This is a genomic window from Cyanobacterium sp. IPPAS B-1200 (assembly GCF_001747005.2).
Classification (GTDB): domain Bacteria; phylum Cyanobacteriota; class Cyanobacteriia; order Cyanobacteriales; family Cyanobacteriaceae; genus Cyanobacterium.
The window spans coordinates 1,474,906-1,500,960 of record NZ_CP182899.1; the positions used below are offsets into that span (position 1 = coordinate 1,474,906).

22 protein-coding genes and 2 pseudogenes are annotated in these 26,055 nt (G+C 36.7%); 7 read left to right on the forward strand and 17 right to left on the reverse strand.

What is annotated here, in order from left to right; genetic code table 11:
* Nucleotides 1-53 precede the first annotated feature (53 nt).
* Both A5482_RS06800 and A5482_RS06805 read left to right on the forward strand, forming a co-directional pair.
* Nucleotides 54-1,469: a GAF domain-containing sensor histidine kinase gene (locus A5482_RS06800; protein WP_446684829.1), complete on the forward strand. Its 1,416-nt coding sequence runs from the start codon at nucleotides 54-56 to the stop codon at nucleotides 1,467-1,469.
* A gap of 148 nt (nucleotides 1,470-1,617) precedes the next feature.
* Complete coding sequence (locus A5482_RS06805) at nucleotides 1,618-3,864, forward strand: ATP-binding protein (protein WP_069790200.1); 2,247 nt, start codon at nucleotides 1,618-1,620, stop codon at nucleotides 3,862-3,864.
* Nucleotides 3,865-4,329: 465 nt separating this feature from the next.
* On the opposite strand, the gene A5482_RS06810 is transcribed toward A5482_RS06805, so the two are convergent.
* Genes A5482_RS06810 through A5482_RS06820 form a run of 3 tightly spaced genes read right to left on the reverse strand, consistent with a single transcriptional unit; the run spans nucleotide 4,330 to nucleotide 5,827 of the window.
* Nucleotides 4,330-4,836 (reverse strand): Spy/CpxP family protein refolding chaperone, encoded by a 507-nt coding sequence (locus A5482_RS06810; protein WP_069790201.1) that lies wholly within the window; start codon nucleotides 4,834-4,836, stop codon nucleotides 4,330-4,332.
* A 56-nt stretch (nucleotides 4,837-4,892) separates the two neighbouring features.
* On the reverse strand, nucleotides 4,893-5,261 hold the full coding sequence (locus tag A5482_RS06815; protein ID WP_069790202.1) for a hypothetical protein: 369 nt from the start codon (nucleotides 5,259-5,261) through the stop codon (nucleotides 4,893-4,895).
* Nucleotides 5,258-5,827, reverse strand: coding sequence for a sigma-70 family RNA polymerase sigma factor (locus A5482_RS06820; protein ID WP_201150047.1), 570 nt, complete (start codon nucleotides 5,825-5,827; stop codon nucleotides 5,258-5,260). Before A5482_RS06820 ends, A5482_RS06815 begins: the two co-directional genes overlap by 4 nt.
* Before the next feature lie 186 nt (nucleotides 5,828-6,013).
* Here A5482_RS06820 and A5482_RS06825 point away from each other — a divergent pair, with 186 nt between their 5' ends.
* Nucleotides 6,014-7,702, forward strand: coding sequence for an alpha/beta hydrolase (locus A5482_RS06825; RefSeq protein WP_069790203.1), 1,689 nt, complete (start codon nucleotides 6,014-6,016; stop codon nucleotides 7,700-7,702).
* A 140-nt stretch (nucleotides 7,703-7,842) separates the two neighbouring features.
* Here A5482_RS06825 and A5482_RS06830 read toward each other — a convergent pair whose 3' ends face one another.
* Both A5482_RS06830 and A5482_RS06835 read right to left on the reverse strand, forming a co-directional pair.
* Entirely contained in the window at nucleotides 7,843-9,489 is a 1,647-nt protein-coding gene (locus A5482_RS06830; protein ID WP_069790209.1) for an MBL fold metallo-hydrolase, read from the reverse strand.
* Between the two features lie 12 nt (nucleotides 9,490-9,501).
* Nucleotides 9,502-9,624 (reverse strand): hypothetical protein, encoded by a 123-nt coding sequence (locus tag A5482_RS06835; protein ID WP_255365533.1) that lies wholly within the window; start codon nucleotides 9,622-9,624, stop codon nucleotides 9,502-9,504.
* A 156-nt stretch (nucleotides 9,625-9,780) separates the two neighbouring features.
* Between A5482_RS06835 and A5482_RS06840 the strand changes: the two genes are divergently transcribed.
* The gene (locus A5482_RS06840) at nucleotides 9,781-10,536 is read left to right on the forward strand and encodes a winged helix-turn-helix domain-containing protein (RefSeq protein ID WP_069790204.1); all 756 of its coding nucleotides are present in this window, start codon (nucleotides 9,781-9,783) and stop codon (nucleotides 10,534-10,536) included.
* A 56-nt stretch (nucleotides 10,537-10,592) separates the two neighbouring features.
* Here the strand turns inward: A5482_RS06840 and A5482_RS06845 are convergent.
* From A5482_RS06845 to A5482_RS06855, 3 genes and pseudogenes are all read right to left on the reverse strand, one after another.
* Nucleotides 10,593-10,910, reverse strand: a pseudogene (locus A5482_RS06845) (DNA cytosine methyltransferase); the annotation flags it as partial.
* Nucleotides 10,911-11,008: 98 nt separating this feature from the next.
* A pseudogene (locus tag A5482_RS06850) lies at nucleotides 11,009-12,313 on the reverse strand (NF041680 family putative transposase).
* Between the two features lie 93 nt (nucleotides 12,314-12,406).
* On the reverse strand, nucleotides 12,407-12,577 hold the full coding sequence (locus A5482_RS06855; protein ID WP_201150113.1) for a hypothetical protein: 171 nt from the start codon (nucleotides 12,575-12,577) through the stop codon (nucleotides 12,407-12,409).
* 92 nt (nucleotides 12,578-12,669) lie between these two features.
* Here A5482_RS06855 and A5482_RS06860 point away from each other — a divergent pair, with 92 nt between their 5' ends.
* Entirely contained in the window at nucleotides 12,670-14,253 is a 1,584-nt protein-coding gene (locus tag A5482_RS06860) for an IS1634 family transposase (RefSeq protein WP_069791669.1), read from the forward strand.
* A gap of 178 nt (nucleotides 14,254-14,431) precedes the next feature.
* Here A5482_RS06860 and A5482_RS06865 read toward each other — a convergent pair whose 3' ends face one another.
* Entirely contained in the window at nucleotides 14,432-15,337 is a 906-nt protein-coding gene (locus A5482_RS06865; RefSeq protein WP_242411891.1) for a DNA cytosine methyltransferase, read from the reverse strand.
* Complete coding sequence (locus tag A5482_RS06870; protein WP_069789762.1) at nucleotides 15,330-16,073, reverse strand: Eco47II family restriction endonuclease; 744 nt, start codon at nucleotides 16,071-16,073, stop codon at nucleotides 15,330-15,332. Before A5482_RS06870 ends, A5482_RS06865 begins: the two co-directional genes overlap by 8 nt.
* 93 nt (nucleotides 16,074-16,166) lie before the next feature.
* Here A5482_RS06870 and mutS point away from each other — a divergent pair, with 93 nt between their 5' ends.
* Entirely contained in the window at nucleotides 16,167-18,788 is a 2,622-nt protein-coding gene (mutS, locus tag A5482_RS06875; RefSeq protein WP_069789761.1) for a DNA mismatch repair protein MutS, read from the forward strand.
* A gap of 161 nt (nucleotides 18,789-18,949) precedes the next feature.
* On the opposite strand, the gene A5482_RS06880 is transcribed toward mutS, so the two are convergent.
* Nucleotides 18,950-19,855, reverse strand: coding sequence for an alpha/beta fold hydrolase (locus A5482_RS06880; RefSeq protein ID WP_069789760.1), 906 nt, complete (start codon nucleotides 19,853-19,855; stop codon nucleotides 18,950-18,952).
* A 207-nt stretch (nucleotides 19,856-20,062) separates the two neighbouring features.
* A complete protein-coding gene (locus A5482_RS06885) occupies nucleotides 20,063-21,259 on the reverse strand; it encodes a tetratricopeptide repeat protein (protein WP_083260374.1) in 1,197 nt (398 codons plus the stop codon).
* Between the two features lie 173 nt (nucleotides 21,260-21,432).
* Between A5482_RS06885 and pstB the strand changes: the two genes are divergently transcribed.
* Entirely contained in the window at nucleotides 21,433-22,242 is an 810-nt protein-coding gene (pstB, locus tag A5482_RS06890) for a phosphate ABC transporter ATP-binding protein PstB (protein ID WP_069789758.1), read from the forward strand.
* Between the two features lie 61 nt (nucleotides 22,243-22,303).
* On the opposite strand, the gene A5482_RS06895 is transcribed toward pstB, so the two are convergent.
* From A5482_RS06895 to A5482_RS06915, 5 genes are all read right to left on the reverse strand, one after another.
* Nucleotides 22,304-22,882 carry a D-glycero-alpha-D-manno-heptose-1,7-bisphosphate 7-phosphatase gene (locus tag A5482_RS06895; RefSeq protein ID WP_069789757.1) on the reverse strand — a complete coding sequence of 193 codons (579 nt, stop codon included), beginning with the start codon at nucleotides 22,880-22,882 and terminating at the stop codon, nucleotides 22,304-22,306.
* 185 nt (nucleotides 22,883-23,067) lie between these two features.
* Nucleotides 23,068-24,030 (reverse strand): glycosyltransferase family 9 protein, encoded by a 963-nt coding sequence (locus A5482_RS06900; RefSeq protein WP_069789756.1) that lies wholly within the window; start codon nucleotides 24,028-24,030, stop codon nucleotides 23,068-23,070.
* A gap of 87 nt (nucleotides 24,031-24,117) precedes the next feature.
* Nucleotides 24,118-24,594: a pantetheine-phosphate adenylyltransferase gene (gene coaD, locus A5482_RS06905; RefSeq protein WP_069789755.1), complete on the reverse strand. Its 477-nt coding sequence runs from the start codon at nucleotides 24,592-24,594 to the stop codon at nucleotides 24,118-24,120.
* Nucleotides 24,595-24,629: 35 nt separating this feature from the next.
* Entirely contained in the window at nucleotides 24,630-24,971 is a 342-nt protein-coding gene (locus A5482_RS06910; RefSeq protein WP_069789754.1) for a thioredoxin family protein, read from the reverse strand.
* Between the two features lie 166 nt (nucleotides 24,972-25,137).
* The gene (locus tag A5482_RS06915) at nucleotides 25,138-25,815 is read right to left on the reverse strand and encodes an NnrU family protein (protein ID WP_069789765.1); all 678 of its coding nucleotides are present in this window, start codon (nucleotides 25,813-25,815) and stop codon (nucleotides 25,138-25,140) included.
* Nucleotides 25,816-26,055: the final 240 nt, after the last annotated feature.

A 26,055-nucleotide genomic window follows, 5' to 3' on the forward strand; every position in this document is an offset into this window, starting at 1 on the left:
ACCAAAAAAGTTATAGAATTTTAAAATACAATCAACACTAACTCCCCAGTCGGATGCTGACACCCCTATTTTGTCATTGGCATAATGAATCTCCAGAGGAGAGAAAGAATCGTCACCAAGAGGCGATCGCACGGTTAGAGCTGAATAAAAATAAAGTCATTCCCATGTTTGACGAAGCCACCCAAATATCAGCCCGTGTGCTTAATGCCCCCATATGTATCTTAGGCATTCTCCATGGGGAAGAATATAACTTTAAATCAGGATTCGGGGTTGCCAACTTTGGCTTCAATAGTGAATTAATCCGCTCTCGTAAAATCCCCAAAGAAGATTCTTTCGCCACCTACGTAATTGATAGTAAAAAACCCCTCAAAATTGAGAATACCCTAAAAGATTCTTTTTTTTTCCAAAATGTCTTGGTGCAACATCATCAAATAAAAGCCTACTTAGGTGTACCTCTCATTACCGCCGAGGGAGAATGTATTGGTTGTTTAGAAATTTTTGACCTAGAATCTCGTCCATTTTCCGATGAACAAATCGAATATTTTTCCCTTACCGCCCGTTGGTGCATCGCAGAATATGAAAGAGACTTTTTAATAAATAACGCTCAACCACCCCAAAACATAAGCTATGAGAGCAATATAAATCAACTCTCCTCTTCCCTTCAAACAGTATCTGACCATAACCTAGACTATCAAAGTACTTATTCAATTAATCTGAGGATAAAATTAGTTAATCAATTAATTCAAAAAATATCCCTCCCCTTAACCTCCGTTATAGGTATGTCTAGCGTCCTAAAACAAGGTATCTATGGCAAAATAAATGAAAAACAACTGGAATACCTAAACATTATCTATGATAGTGGTCAAGAAATCACCGCCTTATTAGATGAAATTACTAGCCTTGGAGTCATAGAAAATAACAAAAACTTAGAACTAAGCCTAGTTGATATTGAAATAATAGCAGGACAAATTACTCAGTCCTTACAAATTTCTGCTCAAAATAAACAATGTTCCCTACGCATATCCCTCGAACCAGGAGAAAAACTTTGGTATTTGGATAGAGAAAAAATTAAGCAAACCATTTATTATCTTGTCACAACTATTATAGAAACCGCTAGACCGGGAGGCAATATTCAAGTCCATTTTTCCCACCAGCAATCCGAGATTAAAATAACTACTATCATCAAACATCCATGGCTAGGAGATGGTATTCCCTACGAAAAAACAGAAAGCTATCTCAAAGCAATTCAACGGTATTATGACACAGATAAAAAAAATAAATCTGAAGAGCAAATAAAATCTTATTTGGATGAGATTAAAACCTATAGCTACGATATGATAACCCTATTATTTAGTTGTTATCTAGCAAAATTGCAACAAGGCAATATCAAACTAAAAGGAACCCCAGAATTGGGCTATCGCTTTGAGGTGAATATTCCCACAACCCCTCATCACCTTGAATCCCACTAAATTGATATACTATCTCCGTAGCTTCATCATTATATTATTCTCTAATCTTTAGAAAAGATTACAGTTTTATCAAAATAGCTAAATAAGATTCATCATAGTAATATAAGCGAATTAATTTTAGCCAACTCATTTAAATAAAATATATCTAATGGCTAACTATAATCTCTCTCTCCATAACAAAATTATCTCTCAGCAGATGTTAGATAAACTTTATCATCTCTGGGAAGAAACTGCTAAAAAACAGGAGGATGACTTCATTTTTCTGAGTCAGAGTGACTTTAGTAAAACGAAAAAAACAGCTATAAAAAATATTTATTATCATAATTTTAAGTTAATTATTAATCCTGAATTTCAAGCACTTCTTTTGATAGAAAAAGAAATTAATGATTTTTATTCTCAGGTAACTATTAGCTTTTGTCTTCAAGAAATTAAAAAGTTTTATGACAAAATTAAACCTTTTTTTAGTTTACAACATAATAAAAAAATAGAAAAAAATCTTGATCATATTTCTATAGGAAATAATAGTTATGGTCAACAATTTATTGTTGACGTTTTAGAAATTTTTAGTAATCCTCTTGATCTAAAAGAGAAAGCGGAGAATAACGCTCTTACAGAGACTTATTCCATTGAAACTATTTTAGAAAATAGAATTAAGCAAGAAGAAATCTTGCATACATTAACTCAAAAAATTCAAGATAATATAAATTTAGAATCTATTATTCAAACTACTTTGGATCAGGTTCAAAGTTTATTAAAAATAGATCGTCTGTTTATCTATCAAATCAACGTCCCTTTTGAAAAGGATGATGAAAAAAGGTGTATTGATATTGTCACCTATGAAACTAAGGCATCAAAAAACATCGACTCTTTACTAAGTTTGAGTAATGATGATTACTTTAAGGGCATTGATTGTGAAGGTAAGTATGCGGAAGATTTTATCCTCATTGTTGATGATGTTGGTAACAGTAGTTTAGATGATTATTTAGTTGAAGTAATGGGGAAATTAAAGGTAAAAGCCAAAATAATTATTCCCATTGTAGTTAAGCACCGAACATGGGCTTTACTCGTTGCTCATCAGTGCGAAAGTGTCAGGGTTTGGCATGATAATGAGATTAAGTTTCTAAAGCATATTAGCGAGTATTTAGCAGTGGCAGTGTATCAATATGATTATTATCAACAGTTACAGGAACAAAAAAAAGCCCTAGAGAAGCAGGTAGAAAAGAAGGCAAAACAATTACAGGATGCTTTAATTTTGGCAGAGGTAGCCCAACAGTCTAAGAGTGAGTTTTTGGGTAGTATTAGTCACGAATTGAGAACTCCTTTGACTTGTATTATTGGTTTATCGGGAACTTTGTTACATTGGTCGAAGGATGGTAGCGATCGCATTTTAACCCCAGAAAAGCAAACTAGATATTTAAAAATAATTCAAGATAATGGACGAAAGTTATTACAGTTAATTAATAATATTCTTGATTTTACAGAAATTGAGTCGGGTAAGTATTTATTAAATATAGAGGCGATCGCCCTTAAAAGTATCGCTCAGATGGTCTTGCTTTATGGTTTGGAAATTGCCCGTAATAAAGGGGTGATGGTACAAATGGATTATCGAGTGGAAGAGAATGAAGATTTATTTTATGCTGATGGAGAAAGACTTTATCAAATACTGCTTAATTTGATTGACAATGCCATCAAGTTTACAGGGGCAGGAGGAGAGGTAATTTTAAGGGTATGGAGAGAAGGAAATCAAGGGGTTTTTCAGGTGGAGGATACAGGTATTGGAATTTGTGAAGAGCAACTTCCTTTGTTGTTTACTAAATTTCAACAACTAGAAAATTATCGTACTCGTACTAATCCAGGGACAGGGTTGGGATTGGCTCTAACTAAGCATTTGGTGGAACTTCATGGGGGGATAATCGAGGTAGAGTCTTTGGTTGATAAGGGTTCTAGCTTTACGGTTTATTTGCCCAATTCTGATTCTAGTCCTTTGATTCGACAGCCAGAAAAATCTACTTCTTTGCCTAATGGCGAGGTGAATAAGACTGTGGTGGTTATTTGTGAAGATGACGAAATTGGTACTTTTTTGTGTGAGTTGCTAACAGCGGCCGATTATCAGGTGATTTGGTTATTTGATGTTACAGATGCCGTTAGTAAGATTGATTTAATAAATCCTCGGGTGATTGTTTTAGAACAAAATCAATCGGTTTCTTTAACTCTAGCCATGGAAATTAAGGCTTTGAGTAATCCTGATGTTTATTTGATGATTATTCGGGATGAAATTAGTGGTCAAGATTGGGAGGAGCTATCTAACTTTGGGGTGGATGAATATTTATTGAAGCCTTTGCAACCTCGCATTTTGCTTAAAAAGATTAATAAGGTGATGGAAAGAGCTAGTTAGGGTTTAGAAATTTACTTGAAATTTTTATATTTCAAAGATTTAAAAAACCAATGGAAGACATTAATGGCAACAGCTACTGATACAGGAAAAATATGCACAGATTTTGGCGAAAAATAACCATTATTTGTGCATTTTTTATTAGTTGTAGTTGGGGTGGGCATTACCCACCTTCGGAACGTAATACCAAATCCGATTTATCAGGTTTACTATTATCCACCGTGTAACAATTGATAATAAACAATTATTATCTTTTGTCTGTTGCCTATTCCTCATTATCCACCCTAATTAGTATATTATTGAAACAGGATTTATACCAAATCCTAAACTAAAAGTAAACTAATAACTACTATCAACCCCAGTGATTTTGAGTAAATAGACATACTATCTAAACAGGATTTGGTATTAGTATAATTTTGAAGTTTAATGATAGAAAGAGTTGAAACTACTTTTTACTATAAACTTTAATTATTGAGGATTTCGACGGTTACTAGATCTTCTTTCGTTCATGATTTGGCTTAGTTGCTCCCTTTGTTGGGGAGTCAAAACTTCGCGCATTTCGAGCATGGTTTCAAAACCTAGTTCTCGCATTTGTTGAGTTAGATTCGAGATGGTTTGATTTTTGGCACGGATAGCATCAGCAGATTGATTGTTATTCATCATAGTTCGCAGGGCTTGGCGCTCGGTGCGAATTTCTTCTCGGAGGTTGGTCATTTGAGGTTCATATTTATTTTTTATTTCAACCATCTGTTGTTGTTGTTCTGAGGTAAGGTTTAATTCTTCAATTAAACGGCTTTGTCCTGGTTTATTTGCCCCCCATCTTTTGCCTCCTTCTCTGGCTTGGGCTAGTTCGATGGTTTGGTTTAGGCTGGTTTCAAGGTTGATGGTATCAACATCAAGGGCGATCGCCCTTGTGCCACCAGTGAGGGTTAAAATAGTAGTAAAAGCTAATAATCGGCTAATATTGTTCTTCATAATCTTTTTTTCCTAATGAATGGTGTAATGTTGAGTTGTGAGTTCTAAAAAACTCTTTAGTAGTCGTTAGTAAAAGTAACGTAGTCAGAGTCAGGGTTAAATTCTGCATTCTGACTGGTAGAGGAGTAAGACCAAACTTCAAACATAAAGGCTTCTAATTCTGTTGTTTCTTGGGCTACTTGAGGGCTAAATTGTTGAGTGGTGGATGCGCCCCACACAATTAATAAACCCGTCACCAAACTGGTGGGAATGGCCCAACGCCAACGGAACATTTTTTGATGACTAGATTTTCCCTCTTGTGCGATCGCCCTAAATAATAATTGTTCATGGTTAGAAGGTTCTAAAGGAGTATCAGGACAATAGTTTTTGAGGAAATCGACAAGTTCTTCATCCTCAGAAGAATGGTGATGGAAAAATTTGCTCATATTTTAACCCCCTGATGTTCTAAAAATTTACGCATGGCTTTACGAGCATTAAACAATCTTGATTTTACTGTACCCACGGGAATAGATAGTATTTCAGCAATCTCCTTTTGGGGTAAGTCTTCTAGGTCATGTAAAACTAAAACCACACGATGATCCATTTTGAGATTTTGTAACCCTTGTTGTACTATTTCCTGATAGTGCATTTGTAATAACTGTCCTTGGTCAAGGACTACTTCAGGAGCATATTGATAAAGGGTTTTTTTGTCTCTACGAATTTTGGCTAATTGTTTACGGCGATCGCACGCAACATTCCAACAAATGCGGTATAGCCAAGTTGAAAAATATCTCGATTCCCTAAGTTTTGGCAACGCCTTCCACGCTTTTAAGAAAACTTCTTGGGTTAAATCATCAAGTATTTCTTGACCGCATAGCTTGAACAAAGTTGCTCTTACCTTGTGTCGGTAACGTTGATATACTAAACGAAAGGAACTCTCGTCGCCAAGTTGACACCTCTGAATTAATTCAGAATCGGTCATTTTGGTGTGATCATCCGCTAACACTGTCATAAATCTTTGTTTTTTAATTGACTCACCATTTTAGACATGGAAGATTTTTAAAAGGTTCAATAAATAATTGATAATTGATAATGAATAATGGATAATTAATAGGTCGTTATTTTTGTATTGGATTAATATATAAAGGCTGTCATCTTATGCTTCCTGCCCATTCCTTTATTCATTCAACTAATTATTATGTTTCGAGTAAATAAAATTAGTGCCATTGCCCTCAGTGCGATCGCAACGTTAACCACCATCGGCATTGCTGAAATTATTAACACCCAAGAGGCGATCGCCCGTAACATATCATTCATCTATAGTCCCCTTAGTTTAACCCTCAAAGTAGAATCCCTACAACTATTTGCCGAAACAGGTACCGTTAACCGTAACCTACAAACCTATCTAAACCTCGCAGGGGTAAACGAAGAACAAAAACAACAATTTAGAGAAGCCCTCATAACCCCCGTAGAAGTAGATCCTATCTTAATATCTCGTTCCCTCAACACAGAAGAAGCCGAAAGACTCCTCAACTACTTCGGTAGCGTCATCAACATCAAAGGAGGAAGTAACGGCAAATATTTAATTCGTGGAGCATTAATAACATCAGCCCTCCAACCCGAAGGACTAACCCTCATCAACATCCTCAAAAACCTTGCCGTAGATGTTGAAATAGACATTCAGCGCATCCTACGCTATACCCAACAAGTCGAAACAGTCCTCCAAGCCAGTGCTATCTACGAACAAGAAGTTATCAAACAAGCAGAAATACAAAGCCGTGAATCTAGGGGAATCAACTACGCCAACCTGCCTGATATTCGCCAACAAGGAAACATCCCCTTTCGCCAGGAAACCATTAACTTACTAGATGAATCCCGTAACAGAGGATACTACGCCGAAATATATTACCCCACCCAAACCGTAGAAAATACCCCCGTAGTTATCATTTCCCATGGACTTAGTTCCCGTCCCGAAGACTTTCACGCCAGAGCAGAACACCTAGCTTCCTATGGCTACTTCGTAATTATGCCCCAACATATTGGCAGTGACATCAAACAAACCGAAGACTTTATCAAAGGATTTACAGGAGAACTATTTGTCAGAGAAGAATTTATCAACCGTCCCCTCGATATTACTCACACTCTTGATGAATTAGAACTTTTGAATCAATCTCGATGGCAAGGCAGACTAGATACCCAAAACGTAGGTATTTTCGGACATTCCTTTGGAGGATATACCGCTCTAGCCGTGGGAGGCGCAACCTTTGATTGGGACAGACTCAATGAACGTTGCAACCTAGATATAGGCAACCTCAATACCGCCCTTATTTTGCAATGTAGAGCCTTACAACTGCCCCAAGAAGACTATCAATTTAGGGATGAGAGGATAAAAGCTATTTTTGCCATGAATCCCGTTAACGGTGGCATTTTTGGACCAGAGGGAGTTAACTCTTTAGAAGTTCCCCTTTTTATCGCAGCGGGTAGTTATGATCCTGCAACGCCTTTTGTGTTTGAGTTGGCTCAAACTCATCCTCTATTAGAAATTCCTGATGTATATTTGCAACTACAAGAAGGACAAGCTCATGTGGATTTTTCTCAGCTAGATGCAGGGATTAGTGATTTAATCAGCACGGTTACAAATTTAACTCTTCCTTCTCCCGTACTTTTGAATGAATACACCCATTCGATGATGTTGGCATTTTTTGAAGTGCATCAGAGGAATAATGAAAACTATAAACCCTACCTTCAAGCTGGATATGCTGAATATTTGAGCGAAGGTCAAGAGTTTAAAACCTATGTGGTAAATGAGCAATCTATCCCTCCTTTACGAGAGGTTTATCAACGATTTGTTGACCAAAATTTCAACATTATTTTTACTAATAATTAATTAGAATGTGATGAAAAAAGTGGGGTCATGATGTTAATTTATAATGGCGATTTTTGTGTATTTTTTTGACAGCTATAAGTATGCCCAAATTCTTTATATTTCCAGCTTTTGATTTATTCAGCAATGGGAAATAAGTTTTATTATCCATTATCTTCAAAGGCGGGGCAAAATCCATCTTCTGGTACTTCAAAACCATTGAGGGGGGATTTTTCGTTGTGACAGCAATCTTCGTCATAATAAGCACAGTTATGACATGATTCGGCATTTAGTTGACGACGAATAGAGCTATTTTGCTGTAATAATTCCCGTTGAGATAAACCCCTTAACACTAATTCTTCCCCTTGCCAACGGGCTTCTATTAGCCCTGTATCCGCAAAATTTTGCCAACGAGAATCTTTGTTTAGTTGCTCTGGTAAGGTGATGGTAATATATGCTCCTGTTTCGTTTAATTCTCCTTCGTAATTTTGTTGGGGGGTGATTTTTGGTTGAATAAATTGTTCTCCGATGGGTAAGTCAACTTTGATGTTGACTTCGGGGCAGTGGAGTTGGTAGCGATTTTGTAATTCTTCTAGGGCGGTTAAGTCGGCGAGATAGTTGGGTGCCCCATGGACAAAGATAACGTGTTGAGGGCGAAGGTTGTGGATTAGTTGGGTGGTGTTTCTACCGTCACTATGTTCTGCTAAAAGGTAATTTTCGACGATTACTTTTTCAGTATTTAGCTTGTTTATAATTCGGTTAAAAGTTTTACTTTTATTAATTTTTGAATGTTCTGGGGTCAATATTAACCATTTATAGTCATTATTTTGACAATATTCGTCTATTTTTGATAGGTCATCGGTCAAGATAATGGATGTTTCTTCCCCTATTTTTTTTCTATTAATGTTAGGGGTTAATCTTCTCATTCTTGGCTTAATTTTTTCATCCCAAAAGAGGGGTTGATGTTTGGCAAAGTTTTGGACATTAGCAGGAAAATAATCTATTAATTCTAAGTATAGATCACAGGCGATCGCCACGTTACCATCTACCCATATATCAATGTTTGCCCCTGTAAATTGATGGTGCGATCTCAATAATTTTAATAATTCTTGTCCTAAACCAAAGGTAGGTACTGGTAGAATAACATTGATGTTAGATGCGATCGCCTCTCGAATTTTAGTCATCAAATGTTTTTCCTGTTGACGACGATGGGGGTGTCTTGCGGTGCCATAGGTACCCTCAATAATCAACACATCAGGGCTTAAACCACGCATATTATCTAGGGATAAACCCTCCACCAACTGAAGATTAGAAAGACAAAAATCCCCTGTATAGAAGATTTTATAAACCCTATCCCCGTGATGATAACGAAATAAAATAGCGGCTGCCCCCGGCAGATGTCCAGCAGGGTATAATTCTACACTTAAATTCTTTTCTAATTGTAAAGGCGATCGCCACGGAATACTATCACAAAAAGGCTCCACCATGGAGCCATCAGCCCTCAACCAATTGAGAGGTAAAAGTTTTTTTGTCACCTCACTACAATAAATAGGAAGATGAGGATATACTTCATGTAAAGAAAGCAAACCCCTCCCATGATCATGGTGAGCATGGGTACAAAAAACCCAATGGGGCGGTAAAGATTGATCAACCAGAAGAGACTTTATATTCTCCAAACCACAATCAAGTAAAATGCGGTACTCCCCCACATTTAACATAATAGCCAATCCTTCAGTATCATGACCCACTGCCAAAGGAGAGCAAGACAAATGAAAAGATGGAGAAGAAGAACATTCCTGCTGTTGAATCATAACCGCCATAAATTAGTGAGCAGAGCCATTCCCGTCATAATTATCGGAATCATAAAAACCATTTCTAGTACCGAAAAACGGAGCCGCTACGATAAATAAACCAGTCAAAATCAATAATAATAGTTTAACATCCATAATTGCTTAAATCTCTAATAACTACTTAACTACTAATCTAATCCATTACCCAACCATAGGACAAAAACTTTTAATAAAATTAATAAACCAAAATCGAATCCCCAAGCCGTATTTCTGATATAAATGTTATTAGAGAACAAAACATAGAGAGTTTTTATGCTTACTCTGGATTTACCACCCATTGCCTCCAGTACCAAAAGACAACTTCCCAGCCGTATTCTCGTCATTGAAGACGAAGACTTAATCCGAAACATGATTAGTCTCAACCTTGAAGAAGAAGGATACCAAGTAACCAATACCCACAACGGCAGAGAAGCACTAAATTTACTAGAACGTCAAACCAGCCAAATCACTGAAAAACAAGGTTTTGACATGATAATCTTAGACCTAATGTTACCAGAAGTAAACGGCTTAGATATATGTCGCTTACTCAGACACCGAGGAAATAATATTCCCATCCTTATTCTAAGTGCCAAAGCCGCCGAAACCGATAGAGTATTAGGACTAGAAGTGGGTGCCGACGACTACCTAACCAAACCCTTCAGTATGAAAGAATTAGTCGCCCGTTGTCGTGCCTTAATTCGTCGCAACAGCATCAACAACGCCCCTCCAGAAAACGTAAAACAATATAAAGAAATTACCCTTTTCCCCGATGAATGTAGAGTAACCGTCAGAAACCAACCCGTAAGTCTATCTCCCAAAGAATTTAAACTCTTAGAGCTATTCATGACCTATCCTAAAAGAGTATGGGATAGAGATCAATTAATCAACAACATTTGGGGAGCAGACTTTCTCGGAGACACAAAAACCGTTGATGTTCATATCCGTTGGCTAAGAGAAAAATTAGAATTAGATCCTAGCCATCCAGAATATATCATTACCGTAAGAGGTTTTGGTTATCGTTTTGGTTAAATCGAATGTATCTCACAAAAAGGTGAATTATCGATTAAATATTCACAACAAATAATTCACCCAACATAACTTGAGTCAAATAAATTCATTTGTTGGTTATTGGCAAAAACAGTGTCATTAAACTCCCTATGCTGTAACTCAACCTTATCCTCTATTTGATTCAACACAGCTATCAAACAATTACCCAAAGCCCAAGCCAAATTAACAGGCACAGCATTACCTATCTGCCTATACTGACTACTGATTGAACCGATAAAACTCCAATCATCAGGAAATGTTTGAATCCTAGCATACTCCCGAATATTTAGAGGTCTAGTTTCTTCGGGGTGACATCTTTCCGTTTGTTTTTGAGCAGGAGAACAAGTTAACTGTAGTTCTGTAGTTTAGACTAAGAAAAAATTGTAAGAGAATAAGTAAGCTAACAAAGATTAGCTCAAAAACGCTATAAATGAATTTAATAATGGCTTAAAAGTTATTTTTTTGGTCTTTTTTTAGTCTTAGATAAACGCTTTTTAACCGTAGGATAAACTTTAGCTTTGTTTCTTTTTCGACCTTTAGGCCAGCCATGGGATTTTCCTCGACTTTTAGGAGAAAGGGTAGGACTTCCAATGTCCATCAATAATGAAGTCATAGACAGAGCCACTCTTCCGGGGTTAAATTCTGTTGAGGTTTTTGCCATGGCAGATGATATTCTTTGACTAAATCCTTGGATAACCATAACTGCCAAGTAATATTGACAATTAAATTGCTCCACCTTTGACAACTCTCAGGGGTGCGAAAATGGGGTAACGTCCAATGTAATCTTTGCTTGGCGAAACGATACCAGTGGTCCACCAAATCGTCGGCTGTATTGAATCCAAATATTGGAAGAAGATAAAAATTGCTCTCCCACCCAGATTAACCACAGTGGGCGATGTAAAGCACCAGTTTTTTTCTGCTTCAATCGTTCAATTTTAAACAGGGTTAGCTTTTGTGAAGGGGCATTGTAGAAATGAAGTTCTTTCCATTTACTCATCCGTATTGTTCCTAGGGATGAGTCTTCCATTTCTAATATTTCATGGGCATGGGGAAAATGGTCACATTGATTTAATTTCAACTTTGCCCCATGTTTTTTCGGTCTGCCTCTACCGCTATAGGCTGGAGGATTACCATAAAGACATAGATTAGAACGTACTCTAATCAACTTACTGATTTCAATATCTGCGGTTTGCTTAATAAATTTGCCATTGCCATACTCACAATCCAACACCACCAATTTCGGTTTATTTTCTGGCAATTTTCTACACACTTGCCTTAGTTGCCATGTTGCTTTACCCAGAGGATTTTCAAAGGATGTGATTCTTTCATGTCTTAAAGGTAATGCCCAACTTCCTTTCTCATTCAATGGTGGTAACCAAGCGATGGTGCTATATCCTTGTCCTATGACCGATGAATTGATGGATGACGAAGAATATTGATAACCTCTATCTTTCATGGTGGGACTATCTTCAAACTTCCACTGAGTATGATCTATACCTAGTAATGTATATTCTAAGGTGTCTATTTCTTGAATATATCGTTTCATCAATTTGTTGCTGTTCGGACGACAATCTTTTATGGCTTCATAGGTACTACACCATTGCCGATGGAAAAAAGGTGATAAAGAAAAATCTGCCAAACTACGAGCATTTTCCGTGGTCATAACACTATCCATCAATTGAAAAGTGGCATCTTTACCTTTGACTAACATTTCATAGGTGTCATGACGGAAATTTTCCAGTCTGCTATATTTGTTCATAGAGAGAAGATTTTATTTTTGCTTATTTATATTTTCTCTCTATTTTTCTTTTATGTCTTGTCCTTCTTTGCTCCACTTTCCATTTAGTCTAAACTACAGAGTTAAAGTTAAGCTAGGAAGTTCAAATGATAACCTTCTAGCTATACCCGTTTTTCCTCCTCCCAGAAAATAACTTTTGCCCATATATTCTTGTTTAATATCTTCAGGTAAATTTATCCAAAAACCCCCTGGGGGAATCATTTCCCGACCTTCCGCATAGTTCAAGAAAAAGCAAGAATACTACAAAAGAAGTGATGAAAAAGATGAAGTGGAATAGAGTAAATTAGTTTTAATAGAGTAATGATAAGTCTAGGAAAATGTATGAATCAATAAACATTGAAATAGAAAATATTGATCATTTAGGTATAATAGCTGGAATAGTAGACGAGGTAGGCATTGTAGAGATTGTAAACCAAAAACTACCATCCTATGCTACAGAAAAAATTAGTAAAGGATTAGTAGTCAAGGCAATGATTCTCAATGCCTTGGGTTTTGTGTCTCAGCCATTGTACCTATTTTCAGAGTTTTTTAACGACAAAGCAATAGAAAAATTACTAGGAAAAGAAGTAAAAAAAGAATACTTAAATGATGACAAATTAGGGAGAAGTTTAGATGAACTATACGAATATGGACTAAGTAATTTGTTCATAGAAATAGTCATAGAAGTAATAAAAAAATATCAAATAAAAAGTAATTATCACCACTTAGACTCCACATCATTTCATGTGGATGGTAAATATGAAAATGAGGAAGAAGAAAATAGAAAAACCATCAAAATATGTCATGGGTATTCAAAAGATAATCGTCCAGATTTAAAACAATGTGTATTAAATTTAATAGTATCAGGGGACGGAGAAATACCATTATGGATGAAATCAGGACAGGGAAATCAAAGTGATAAAAAAGAATTTGTCAAGATAGTAAAAGAGTATAAGAAAAGTATAGAAACAGAGAGTATAACAGTATGTGATAGTGCCTTATATAGTCAAGAGAATATCCAATTACTAGGGGAAATGAAATGGATAACAAGAGTGCCATTAACAGTAAAAAAAGGGAGAGAATTAGTAGAAAACGAAGAAATATTATGGACAGAGATAGAAAATGAGCAAGAACAAGAATTGAAAGAAAGAGGTTATGAATGGAAAGTAATCAAGGAAAACTATGGGGGAATAAACCAGAGATGGTTAGTAGTAGAAAATAAAAAAAGAAAAGAAAGCGATCTAAAAAAAATAAAAAAAGCAATTCCCCTAGAAAAAGAGGAAGTAGAAAAAGAGAAAAAGAAAATATCTAGAAAATTGTGGTGCGATAACAAAGAATGTGAACGAGAAATAAAGAAAAAGAATAAAAGGTTTAAATATTATGAGTTAGAGATAGAAGACATTAGAAAGCAAGAGAAAGGAAAATATGAAGTAAGTGTAGTGGTAAGAGAGAAGGAAGAAGAAATAGAAAAAAAGAAAAATCAAGCAGGAAGATTTATCTTAGCAACCAATGTAATGGAGGAAGAAAGATTAAAACCATGGGAAATACTATGGGAATATAAACAACAACAAAAAGTAGAAAGAGGATTTAGATTTTTAAAGAATCCCTTATTTTTTACCGAGAGTTTTTATGTAAAAAAGGTGGAGAGGTTGGAAGGGATATTATGGTTAATGTCCTTGAGCTTATTGATATATAACCTAGCTCAAAGAGAAATGAGAAAAGAATTAAAAAGAAGAAAAGTAGGATTGAGAAACCAAGTAGGAAAAAGAACAGAAAAAGTAACAATGAGATGGATATTCCAATGCTTTCAAGGAATCTATCTGGCAAAAATAAATGAAGAAGAAAGAATCGTAAATATGAATAAAGATAGAGAAGAAATATTAGAATATTTACCAGCAAAATGTCGTGAATATTATCAATAAAAAACCTTGATAGTTAGGAAAACATCAACAAAAATAAGAGCCATTACAACATAAAATAAAAAAATTGATGGCATAGGTTTGTGGTGGGAAAATATAGAAATAGTCCAAGAGTAAAATAGCAGAGAAAAAGACATTAAAGATAATTTTTACTCAAACCATTACAAATAGCTCATCTTCTTTATGTCGTTTTATTTGTGACAAAATGAAGTGCGGAAAGTCGGATTTCCATTACTTTTTGTTTTTTAGGAGGATAGTTTTGACCAGAAGATGGAGGACAATAACTATTATATAATTCTCCTTTTTTTAAAGCATCTTTTAAAGTCATAACTCTGCAAAAAGGATCAGGCCATATAAAATTTGTGTATGGAAATAAATCCTTTCTAATACCTATTAAAAATAGTCTTTCTCGCTTTTGAGGTACACGATAAAAAATCGCTTTTAAAACCCTTGGCTCAATTAAAACATATCCTAATTCAGAAATTACTGACTTAATTGCATTTAAAGTTTTACCCTTTTCATGGTTTAGTAAACCTCTGACATTTTCCCCAATAAAAACTTTTGGTTGTAACTCTTTAATAGCCCTAGCAAATTCAAAAAATAAAGTTCCCCTAGTATCTTCAAATCCTAATTTATTTCCAGCATAGGAAAAAGCCTGACAAGGAAAACCTCCTGATAATAAATCAATATCATATTGACTATAATCAAAAAAATTAATCTTGCTAATATCTCCTTCAATTACATTCCAATGAGGACGATTATGTCTTAAAGTTTTGCAAGAATCTTTATCAATTTCATTTAAAGCAATAGTATCAAAACCAGCCTTTTCTAAACCAATAGCTAAACCACCAGCACCCGCAAAAAGTTCGATGGATTGATATTTTCTCTTAGGAGTTACATTTTGTTGTTCTTTCCATCGAGAATTTATCATTGATTTAATAGAAGGAAAATATTGTAAATCTTCTAAGCAATATTGACCATTTTTAGAGGGTGTAATTTTACGGCTGATTTTCCATTTTTCTATGGTGGATCGAGACACTGACAAAATATCAGCTAGTAGAGCTTCTGTGACAAATTCTTTAGACATTAAACTGATCAAATCCTTGATATTTACGAAGAGATAGTAAATAAATACTTTTTAATAAATTAGGCGATATTTTTAATAATTCTGAAATGACAGTATTTTGTTTTTCATTTAATTCTGTTCTACTTATAATATCATCAATTACCGATGATAAAATTTCACACAGTTGTTTAAAAGCAGTTTTTTCTCCTGTCACCAATTCATAGAATTTATCTATCGATACTCTTCTGATTTGACCATTAGAAACAGTATTACTATCTAAACTAATATTCCACACTATATTCTGACTCTTTTTTGCCACTACTTCAACCAGCATACAGGTTGCTTCAGGGTTATTTAATAACGTATTTTGCATCCTCATATATGTTTTTTGTGATGATGAAAAGTTTATTGTATTATGTTTATTTTTCATTTCAACATAGTAATTTAATTTTTTATTTATTACGTCATAACCCCGTTTTGGCACTTCCCATCCATTACCCATATATTGAAAAATATTTTGATGAAAATAGCCAATGTGATTAGTATTTGACTTATTCATCTGTCTAATTATTTCATTTTCAATGACATCAACAATATTTTTGTTATAAACTTTAGAATCAAATGTTAATTTAATCGGATCAATTAAATTCTTACTAAAGGTTTTTAAGTTTATTTTAAATGTATATTTTTCAACGGTTTCTTTGGTGTGATTATATAAATCTGTATCGTTGATAAAACTGAGATTGTATTTTGCCATGATTGAATCGATGAGTTTTAGGGAGATTATTGATTAGTTTCCTCATCCTAGTTAATAATAGAATAAGAAAATCCCTAAAATAAATAGGACAAAATGACAGAAATTGTTACCACCAAAGCCACTAGAAACGCTCCCCACGAAGATTATCGATTGATAAATATCAAAGATTTAACTCCCATGTATCATCATTATGTGGAGGTGAAGGAACAATATCCCAATTGTCTTTTACTATATAGGGTGGGTGACTTTTTCGAGTGCTTTTTTCAGGATGCGGTAACCATTGCCCAAGAATTGGAGTTAGTCATTACCAGCAAGGATGCGGGGCAAAATGTGGGTAGAATTGCCATGACTGGGGTACCCCATCACGCCCTTGATCGTTATGCGAGACAATTGGTAGAAAAGGGTTATGGGGTGGTAATCTGTGATCAGGTGGAGGATGCTTCTAAGGCGACGGCGGAGAAAAGGTTAGTTAAACGGGCGATTACTAAGTTATTAACCCCCGGCACGGTGACGGAAGATGAGATGTTACCCTCTCGGCAAAACAATTTTTTAGCGGCGGTGGTGGTAGCAAAAGAGCATTGGGGTTTGGCTTATGCAGATATTTCTACGGGGGAATTTTTTACTACCCAGAGCAAAGATTTAACCAGTTTGGCGACGGAATTGTTGAGGTTGCAACCTGCGGAAATTTTGTTTCCTATCAATGCTCCTGATATTAATAGTTTATTGCGTCCGGGGCAAAAGTCGGAGCATCTGCCTGAGTTTCTTCCTGATTGTTTTTGTTATACGTTGCGATCGCAAAAAACCTTTGATATTAACGAAGCTAAACCCAAATTATTATTAGAATTTAAACTAAAATCCTTAGAGGGAGTAGGTTGTGAACATTTACCCCTCGCCATTCGGGCGGCAGGAGGTTTACTCGACTATGTGCAGGATACCCAAAAGGCGAATCAAGTACCATTGCAACTTATTAGCACTTACAGTGTTGCGGATTATTTGATGCTAGATGCCACCTCACGGCGAAACCTCGAAATCACTACTACGGTGCGAGATAATACCTTTCATGGCTCTTTGCTTTGGGCTTTGGATAAGACTTGTACAGCCATGGGGGCAAGGGCTTTGAGGCGTTGGTTATTGCAACCTTTACTCAGTAAGCGGGGAATCATTGCCCGTCAAGATACCATTGCGGAGTTAATTGATAATTTGCCTTTGCGGGAGGAGATGAGGAGTTTATTTAAAAGTATCTATGATTTGGAAAGAATTACAGGGAGAGTGAGTGCTGGTACGGCAAACCCGAAGGAGTTGCTTAATTTGGGGGATTCTTTATTAAAATTGAGTTATTTGGCGGAGTTGGCAAAGGAGGGTAAATCGCCCTATTTTCAGGCTCTGCAAAATGTGCCTCCTGAGTTGGAAGAGTTGGGGGAAAAGGTGGTAGATTCTTTGGTGGAGTCTCCCCCGCAACATGTGAAGGAGGGGGGAATGATTCGAGATGGTGTCAATGAGCAATTGGACGAGATGCGTAAACTTATCGAGGGGGATAAGGAATGGTTAGCAAATCTGGAGGTGACGGAAAGGGAGCGCACGGGCATTAGTAATGTAAAGGTGGGTTATAACAAAACCTTTGGTTATTATATCAGTATGCCCCGTTCTAAGGCGGAATTTGCTCCCGAAAATTATCAGCGTAAACAAACTTTGTTGAATGAAGAAAGATACATTACTGCTGAGTTGAAAGAGAAGGAAAATCGCATTTTAAATGCGAAAGATGATCTGGCAAAGTTTGAGTATCAAATTTTTGTAGATTTACGCTCTACGGTAGCTCAAAAAACCGATGAAATCAGAAAGGTGGCAAGGGCGATCGCAGCTATGGATGTATTGAGCGGACTGGCGGAGTTGGCAGTATATCAAGATTATAACCGTCCAGAGATGACGGAAGACCGTACCATCAAAATAAAAAATGGTCGTCATCCTGTGGTGGAAAAAATATTAGGTTTTGGAATGTTTGTACCTAATTCTACTTCTTTGGGTGCAGAAAAAATACCTGATTTAATAGTATTAACTGGACCTAATGCTAGTGGAAAAAGTTGTTATCTGCGTCAGGTGGGATTAATTCAATTAATGACTCAAATAGGTAGTTTTATTCCTGCAGAAAGTGCCAAAATAAGTATATGCGATCGCATTTTTACTCGTGTAGGTGCAGTGGATGACATAGCCACAGGGCAATCTACTTTTATGGTAGAAATGAATGAAACCGCCAATATTCTTAACCATGCCACCGATAAATCTTTGGTGTTACTAGATGAAATCGGTAGAGGTACAGCCACCTTTGACGGTTTATCCATTGCTTGGGCGGTTGCCGAATACCTTGCCATTGAAATCCAAAGTCGTACTATTTTTGCTACCCATTATCACGAGTTAAACGAATTGGCTTCTATTTTGGATAATGTGGCTAACTATCAGGTAACGGTGAAGGAGTTAGAAAACGAAATAATTTTCCTCCATGAAGTCAAACCTGGGGGCGCTGATAAATCCTACGGTATCGAAGCGGGAAGATTGGCAGGTTTGCCGAAAGTAGTTATTAGCCGTGCGAAACAGGTTATGACTCAAATCGAAAAGCACAGTAAAATTGCCATGGGTTTGAGGAAAAATATTAAAAAGTTAACCCCTTCTAATCAAGATAATACCGAGGAAATTATGAATCAGTTAGATATTTTTGAATAATTAGGCTTTGATGAAAAAGTTCTGTAGTGAAGACTGAAACAGTTTTCTAATTTTGATTTATTTCTGTACTATTTATCATGAGGTGTAAAAGCTAGTAATGTTCTTACTTTTTCTTTTGGAAAGTGGCAAAAGAGAAATAATCGATATTATTACTTTCTCCCCTAAGTATTAGTGTCTATTACTCTCAGCCAATCAAATAAAATTTGGTGAAATAAATCGGGTTTTTCGTCGTGGAGACAATGCCCCAAATCATCCAATAAATTTAAGGTAATTAAGGGGTTAACCGTAGCTAATTGGGGGGCTATGGTAGGGGGTATGAAGCGATCGCCCTTACCCCAAAGTAGTAACATAGGAATGTTAACCTGCCCTAATAATTCCCTTGCAGATAAAGAAAAATCAGATTGATTAACGGACTTACTCAGGGCGATTAAAGTGCGCGCTGCCCCCTTATCTTGGGGAGGGGTGGCAATAATATCCACCAATTCATCATCCACAGAAGTTTTATCCACATAGGCAACCCCCAACCATTTACGAATTACCCCCGGGCGACGGGCAACTAAAAATATCATCCTGATAAGTAAAGGAGAAGCCACAATCGTTTCAAGGGTTTTAACTAGAGGTAAAACAAACTTGGGTAACATCTTCTGCCTTGCCGATAAATCAGGTAAACTCAACATCACCAATCTATGCACCATGGCAGGATGTTGTGCGGTGGCATAAAGAGCAATTAATGAGCCGATAGAATTACCTATGATAATTACGGGTACATTGATAAATTCTCGCCAAAAATCATACACTAACTCAGACCATAAAGTAACATCATAATTGGTGTACGCTTTACGGGATGCCCCAAAACCAAGTAAATCGAGGGCATAAACAGTGTGATTTTTTTTAAATACAGGAATATTGTGGCGCCAATGTCCGATAGAAGCCCCAAAACCATGTAATAAAATTACGGGAATATCGTTGTTTTTATTTTCAGGGTTAACTCTGCTGTAGCTATAGCGAATTTTCCACCCTCGCCAATGCCAATCCCTTTGATTTCCTGTTTTTTCTTTCCAAGTCATATTAAGTTCAAGTAATCAGTTGTGAAAAGCATTACCGTTTTGCCCCCTAAATCCCTACTCCTCTGTCTTCGACATCTCCCGTTGAAAGGGCAGGGGGGATTCATTCTAAAGATTTATCCACGTTAAGTATCAGATTTTTTCTGTCAAAGAACAGTAGAGGCGTGAGAATTGGTAAAAATTAATTATCCATTATCCATTAATCACTGCTTATTCAAAGGAAAAACCGATCGCCTTTAACTCTTGTTCTAATTGTAGGGCAAAATTCGGATTTTGTTGACGATGAAGCATTACGGCTTGTTGTAAGGCTTGTTGACTTTCTTCGTATTGTGCTTGTCTGTATAACAATAGCCCTAGATTTTGATAGGAATAAGCATCGGTGGGATTTAGTTTAATGGCGGTTTGATAGGCACTTATGGCTTTAAAATTGCGCCCTAGGGCTTTGTAACATAACCCCAGATTGTAATAAACCATGGCAAAATTAGGTTGTATTTTCAGACATTCTTGGTACAACTCGATCGCCTTTAAATATTCTTTCCGTTGATAAGCTAAACTAGCATAGTTATGATATGCCCCTAATTTTATGATAGGTAAAAGGGGAAGGGCGATCGCCTTTTCATAGTGTTTTATGGCCGAGTCAAACTGATTATCTTTCACTGAGGCATTAGCAAGATGATAGTGCAACTCAAACGTAACCGCAGGGCTACTACCATGCAACTTCAAACCCTTAGTTAATAACTTTAAACCCTTTTTTCTTTCCCCTAACTGAAGATATAAAGCCCCTAACTTACTACAGGCATAACTATCATTAGGATTGTCCTGTAAATAAGACTCCATGGCAACCCTTGCCCGTTTAGCCTTATCCTGTGTCTCAATAATAGCAGGTTGATAACCATAATGGGCGATCGCCACTTCAGGCAAATCCACCACTCGCCAATGACTCTCCTCCGCCAACAAATCCACCACCGCATCATCAATCAAAGCATGATAAGGACGAGAAAACCTAATTTTAGGATGACGACGAAATAAACGAGACAACAACGAATAAGGAGAAGAATTAGCCCCCACCTCATGGCGTACCAAATTGACTACCAAATTGTCATCCACCCTAGTCGCCTTCTCCACCGCCGAAATTAACTGAGTATTAAAAACCTCATCCGCATCCAACACCAACACCCAATCCGACTCCACAAACCCCAAACCAAAATTTCTCGCCTCAGCAAAATTATCATTCCACCCATAATCCACCACCTTCGCCCCAAAACCCCCAGCAACTTCCCTAGTATCATCCGTCGAACCCGTATCCACAACTATCATCTCTGAAACCAAGTCCTTCACACTACTAAGACAATTCGGCAAAGACTTCGCCTCATTCCGGACAATCATACATAGGGAAATATTACTCATCGTATTTTCAAATTTGTTAATTTTGTCTTAACTTACAACCGCTACACTCAGACTATAATTACTGTAAATTTGTTTTTTATTATTCAACTTTCATCCGAGCCTTACAATAGTTTAGTCTAACCTTATCCAGACAAAAAGGTTTAGCCCCATATTTTAAATTACTAAAAATAATCATGAGTCCAGAATTAGATAAAAATATAGCACAAGAACCCGTAGTCCAGATCGAAAACGTAGATGTTTATTATGGTACTCATAAAGCCGTAGCAGGGGTAAACATAGACATTCCTAAAAATAACGCCGTTGCTTTTATTGGTCCTTCTGGTTGTGGTAAAAGTACCATCCTTCGATGTATTAACCGCATGAATGACTTAGTCGCCAGTGCTAGAGTTAAAGGGAGAATTACCTTTAAAGGCAAAGACATCTACGCCAAAGGAGTAGATCCTGTGGGATTAAGATCTAGAATAGGTATGGTATTTCAAAAAGCTAACCCCTTTCCCAAATCTATCTACGAAAATATTGCTTGGGGGGCAAGGCTCAATGGTTATCAAGGAAATATGGATGACTTAGTGGAAGACTCCCTACGCAAAGCCGCCGTATGGGATGAAGTAAAAGACAAACTTAAACAAAGTGGTTTAGCCCTTTCTGGGGGGCAGCAACAAAGGTTATGTATTGCTCGTACCATTGCCATTAAACCTGACGTTATTTTAATGGATGAACCTTGTTCTGCGCTAGATCCCATTTCCACCCTAAAGGTAGAAGAATCTATCCATGAGTTGAAACGAGACTATACCATTGTCATTGTTACTCACAATATGCAACAGGCTTCTAGGGTATCAGATTTAACCGCCTTTTTTAATGCCCGTAGCGTTGAAGGAGGAGGAGGAAAATTAGGTTATTTGGTGGAATATGATAAAACCGAAAATATTTTCCAAAATCCAGCCGAAGAAGCCACCCAACAATATGTAAGCGGACGTTTCGGTTAAAGAAATAGGGCGACACATCGCCCACTATTAAATCAAAGATGAGAGCGTCAATATTCCACTTCTAACACTGCAAAATCCAATCTACCGCTTCACTCAAATCTGAGGCAATGTAATCAGGGTGAGTTTTGTGCTGATACTGCCCCCCCATAACCTTAGTACCATAACCAGTAGTAACCAGAATACCTGTTAACCCTGCATTGTGTGCTAAATCTACATCTGTGGCTTTATCTCCCACCATAAAACTACCTTTTAGGTCTAAATTATGCTCCCATGCGGCCGCCACCAGCATTCCCGTATTAGGTTTTCTCCATGTACCCCAGTAGGTAAATTCAGGGTTTACTCCCCCTGCCTGGGGGCTGAGATAGGGGCAGTAATAAAGGGCATCTAGTTTGGCTTGGGCTTCTTGCCATAATAAATGTTCTAATCTTTGGTGTAATGCTTTAACATGACTATCAGGATAATAACCCCTCGCAGGGCCTGATTGATTGGAAACTAGACAACAAAAAAAGCCACTATCGTTAATCTTTTTAACCGCTTTGGCAACATTGGGTATTAGTTGTAAATCTTCTACATCATGTATATATCCTGCCTCAACATTTAAAACACCATCACGATCTAAAAAAACTGCTTTTTTCGCCACGACTATAACCTTTATTTTTGCTGAAAAGTAATTTTAACTAATTTTATTTAACTTGATATTTTTGATTTTCAACCTATCTTTTGACCTTTTATTAGTGGAATCTAATATTAATAATATTGGTGGGCAATGCCCACCTTACATAAAGGATAAGGTTTTAAACCTATAATATTAATTGACAACTATTGTTAACCTTGCCACATTTTTTCTAAAATTTTGTCTGTGGATATGTCGGCAATGTTTTTACTAAGGGATTGAAGACCAATAAATTTATCGCTGTGGGGCGGTAATAGTTTATCGGCTTGAGTAGGACCAAATAGGGCTATGGTATAAGTACCTACCGCTACGGATAAGTGCATGGGGGCGCTGTCTGTACATAACATTAGGTTAGCACCGGCGATGAAGGCGGATAGTTTGCCAATATCTGGGGGACTAATTACTTTAAGGTTGTTACATAGCTGCAACATTTCTGCTATCCATTCTTGATCATCGGGTCCGTTTAGTAAAACGATGGGAAGATTGGGTTGTTTTCTTTGGACATCTTCAACAATTCTTTGCCATTTTGGCACAGGGTAAATTTTATCGATGCCTTTGGTTTTGGCGAGCGCACTGGAACCCCCATGAATGAGGATATAACCAGATTCTTTGATGTCGAGACGTTTTTGTTCTACCTCTGCCCATTCAATGTCTTCTTTGGGTACGTTAATAGACACAGGGGGGCAAGATTGAGTGATGTTTAACCCATGGACTAAGTCATGGTACATATAGGCGGCATATTGCTCGGTTTTTAGTTCGACAGGGTTATTGATAAACCAAGATTTAGAACTTTTGTAACCTACACGGGTAGGAATGCCATCAAGCCATAATAAGAAGCCTACTGCCCAATTTTGTCCGAGGGTTACGGCAACTTCATATTCTCTATCTCTGATGATGCCAAGGAGGTTTAGGTAGTCGGCTAGTCCGTTTTTATCTTTATAGTCAAATACTAGAACTTCTTTGACGTGAGGACAGACACGGTAGGCATTTTTTGACCTAGGTTCTACTAATACGTCAATAATTGCCTTGGGGTATTGATCTTTAATACTTTTTAGGGTGGGAAAAAATAAAATTTGATCTCCGATACCACCCGGGATAAGAGCTAAAATACGCATTGTAATAAAATAAATTAACTATCTATATGAGCTTAATTTTAAGGTATCCGTTGACCATAGCTGTTATGTTTTGTAAAAAATCTTAGATTACTTTTGTAATGCTTTGTAAATATCAAGGGCGATCGCCCCTGGTACCAGATGATCAATTTTACCGCCAAATCGAGCAATTTCTTTCACCACACTACTACTAACAAAGCTATGCTCTGTATTAGTTGCCAAAAAAACTGTTTCTACATTATTCGCCAGAGTTTTATTAATATGAGCCATTTGTAACTCCTGCTCAAAGTCTGATAATACCCTCAAACCTCTTAATAATACCCCTGCTTGTTTTAACTTGGCATATTCCACCGTCAACCCCGAAAAAGTATCTACTTCTACATTAGGAATCTCTTGGGTACAAAGACGAATCTGTTTTACCCTAGTTTCTAAACTAAATAAAGGTTTTTTATTAGGATTTTTTAATACCGCCACTATTATCTGTTCAAATAAAACACTACCCCGTTGTATTAAGTCCAAATGTCCGAGGGTAATAGGATCAAAACTACCGGGGTATATTGCAATCATGAATTTAAAGAAAATGGAGAATAAATTAATTATATTTAAGCAGTGGTTTGGTGCAATAGATGCAACATCACATCATTAACAGTTTTATATAAATGTTCTCTATTATGGAAACTTTCTAAACGCTCAATAATTTCCCCTCGGTGCATCAAAATCAGGGTGGGCAGACTACTAAGACTATAGTTATTAGCTAAACGTAAATTTTGGTCAGCGTTAACACTAACTATTTTTAACTCCGTTTCCCACTCCGACTCAAGACGATTGAGGATAGGTTGCAGCATGGTACACAAACCACACCAAGGCGCCCAAAAATTGATTAAAACCATGTGAGAAGATTGTAAAACTTCTCTATCAAAAGATTCTTGAGTGACAGAAATCATATTAATTTATTTCTAATAGTTTAAAAATTTATAAAATAGCGATGTCGAATCAGATAATAGCCTAAGAAGGTAACTTAAAATAAGTCTTTTAAATAATTTTTCTTAGTGCCATTATTGATCCCCTAGCTATATTGTGCAAGATAGAAAGAGGAATTATCCAATCAAATTACCAATTGACACGACTTGTTACAGTCATTAACCAAGGGTGAATAAACCAAAACAAAAGAGTAAATGCAGTTACTCCCACATAGGCAGGTTTCAAAAATTCTTTACCTTGTAGGGTTTGTCTGCCATCAAAAATGGCCAACCCAGGTAAGATAGAGGTTCTTTCTTTGACTTTCAAAAATGCTTCTCCATAACGTTTAGTCAGTCTTTTATCTCCATGCCAAACGGCAAAAAGATGATGAGCAATTAAACCCAAGGAGGTGACAATGGTAAAAGTAGTGCCTAGCCAGATGGTATGAGCAATACACCAGATTACTTGTCCTACCATTTGAGGATGTCGGGTAATGCGGATAATGCCTGATTCGTATAAGTGTACTTGGGGTTTCTGGATAGCGGCAATTTCCAATAAGTTAAAGGTAGCAGGATAAAGGAATATAAAGGAAATGGCGGATAATATCCAAACGGTGGTTTTTACCCCTGACACGTCTTGGATTTGCCATAATACGGCTCCATCATAACGATGGTTAAAAAAGTAAATAATTAATACGGTGGCAAAGGGGATGCTAACAAGGGCAAATAGTACCCGATATAGTCTTGCTCCTATTTTACTCTCTCCCCATGGACGCAGGGCGGCTAAACCGCTATGGGCGATCGCAAAGCCCACCAATAAACCCACCATGATTAAATGACTGGGGGTTAACCATGGAGGAAGATTGACAACGGCCAATAGGGGGGGGGAATATTGAGGAAAAAAGTTAATTATTTCTACCGCAAAGGGGATCATAAAGTTTATACTTATGGGATAAATATATAATAAATACTTATTTTACTGATTACCTAGATCTTATCAATAAATAGGGTCAAAACTGATCCCAATCTATTTAATATCTAGTTTTGGTCATTATTTTCAGAAAATAAA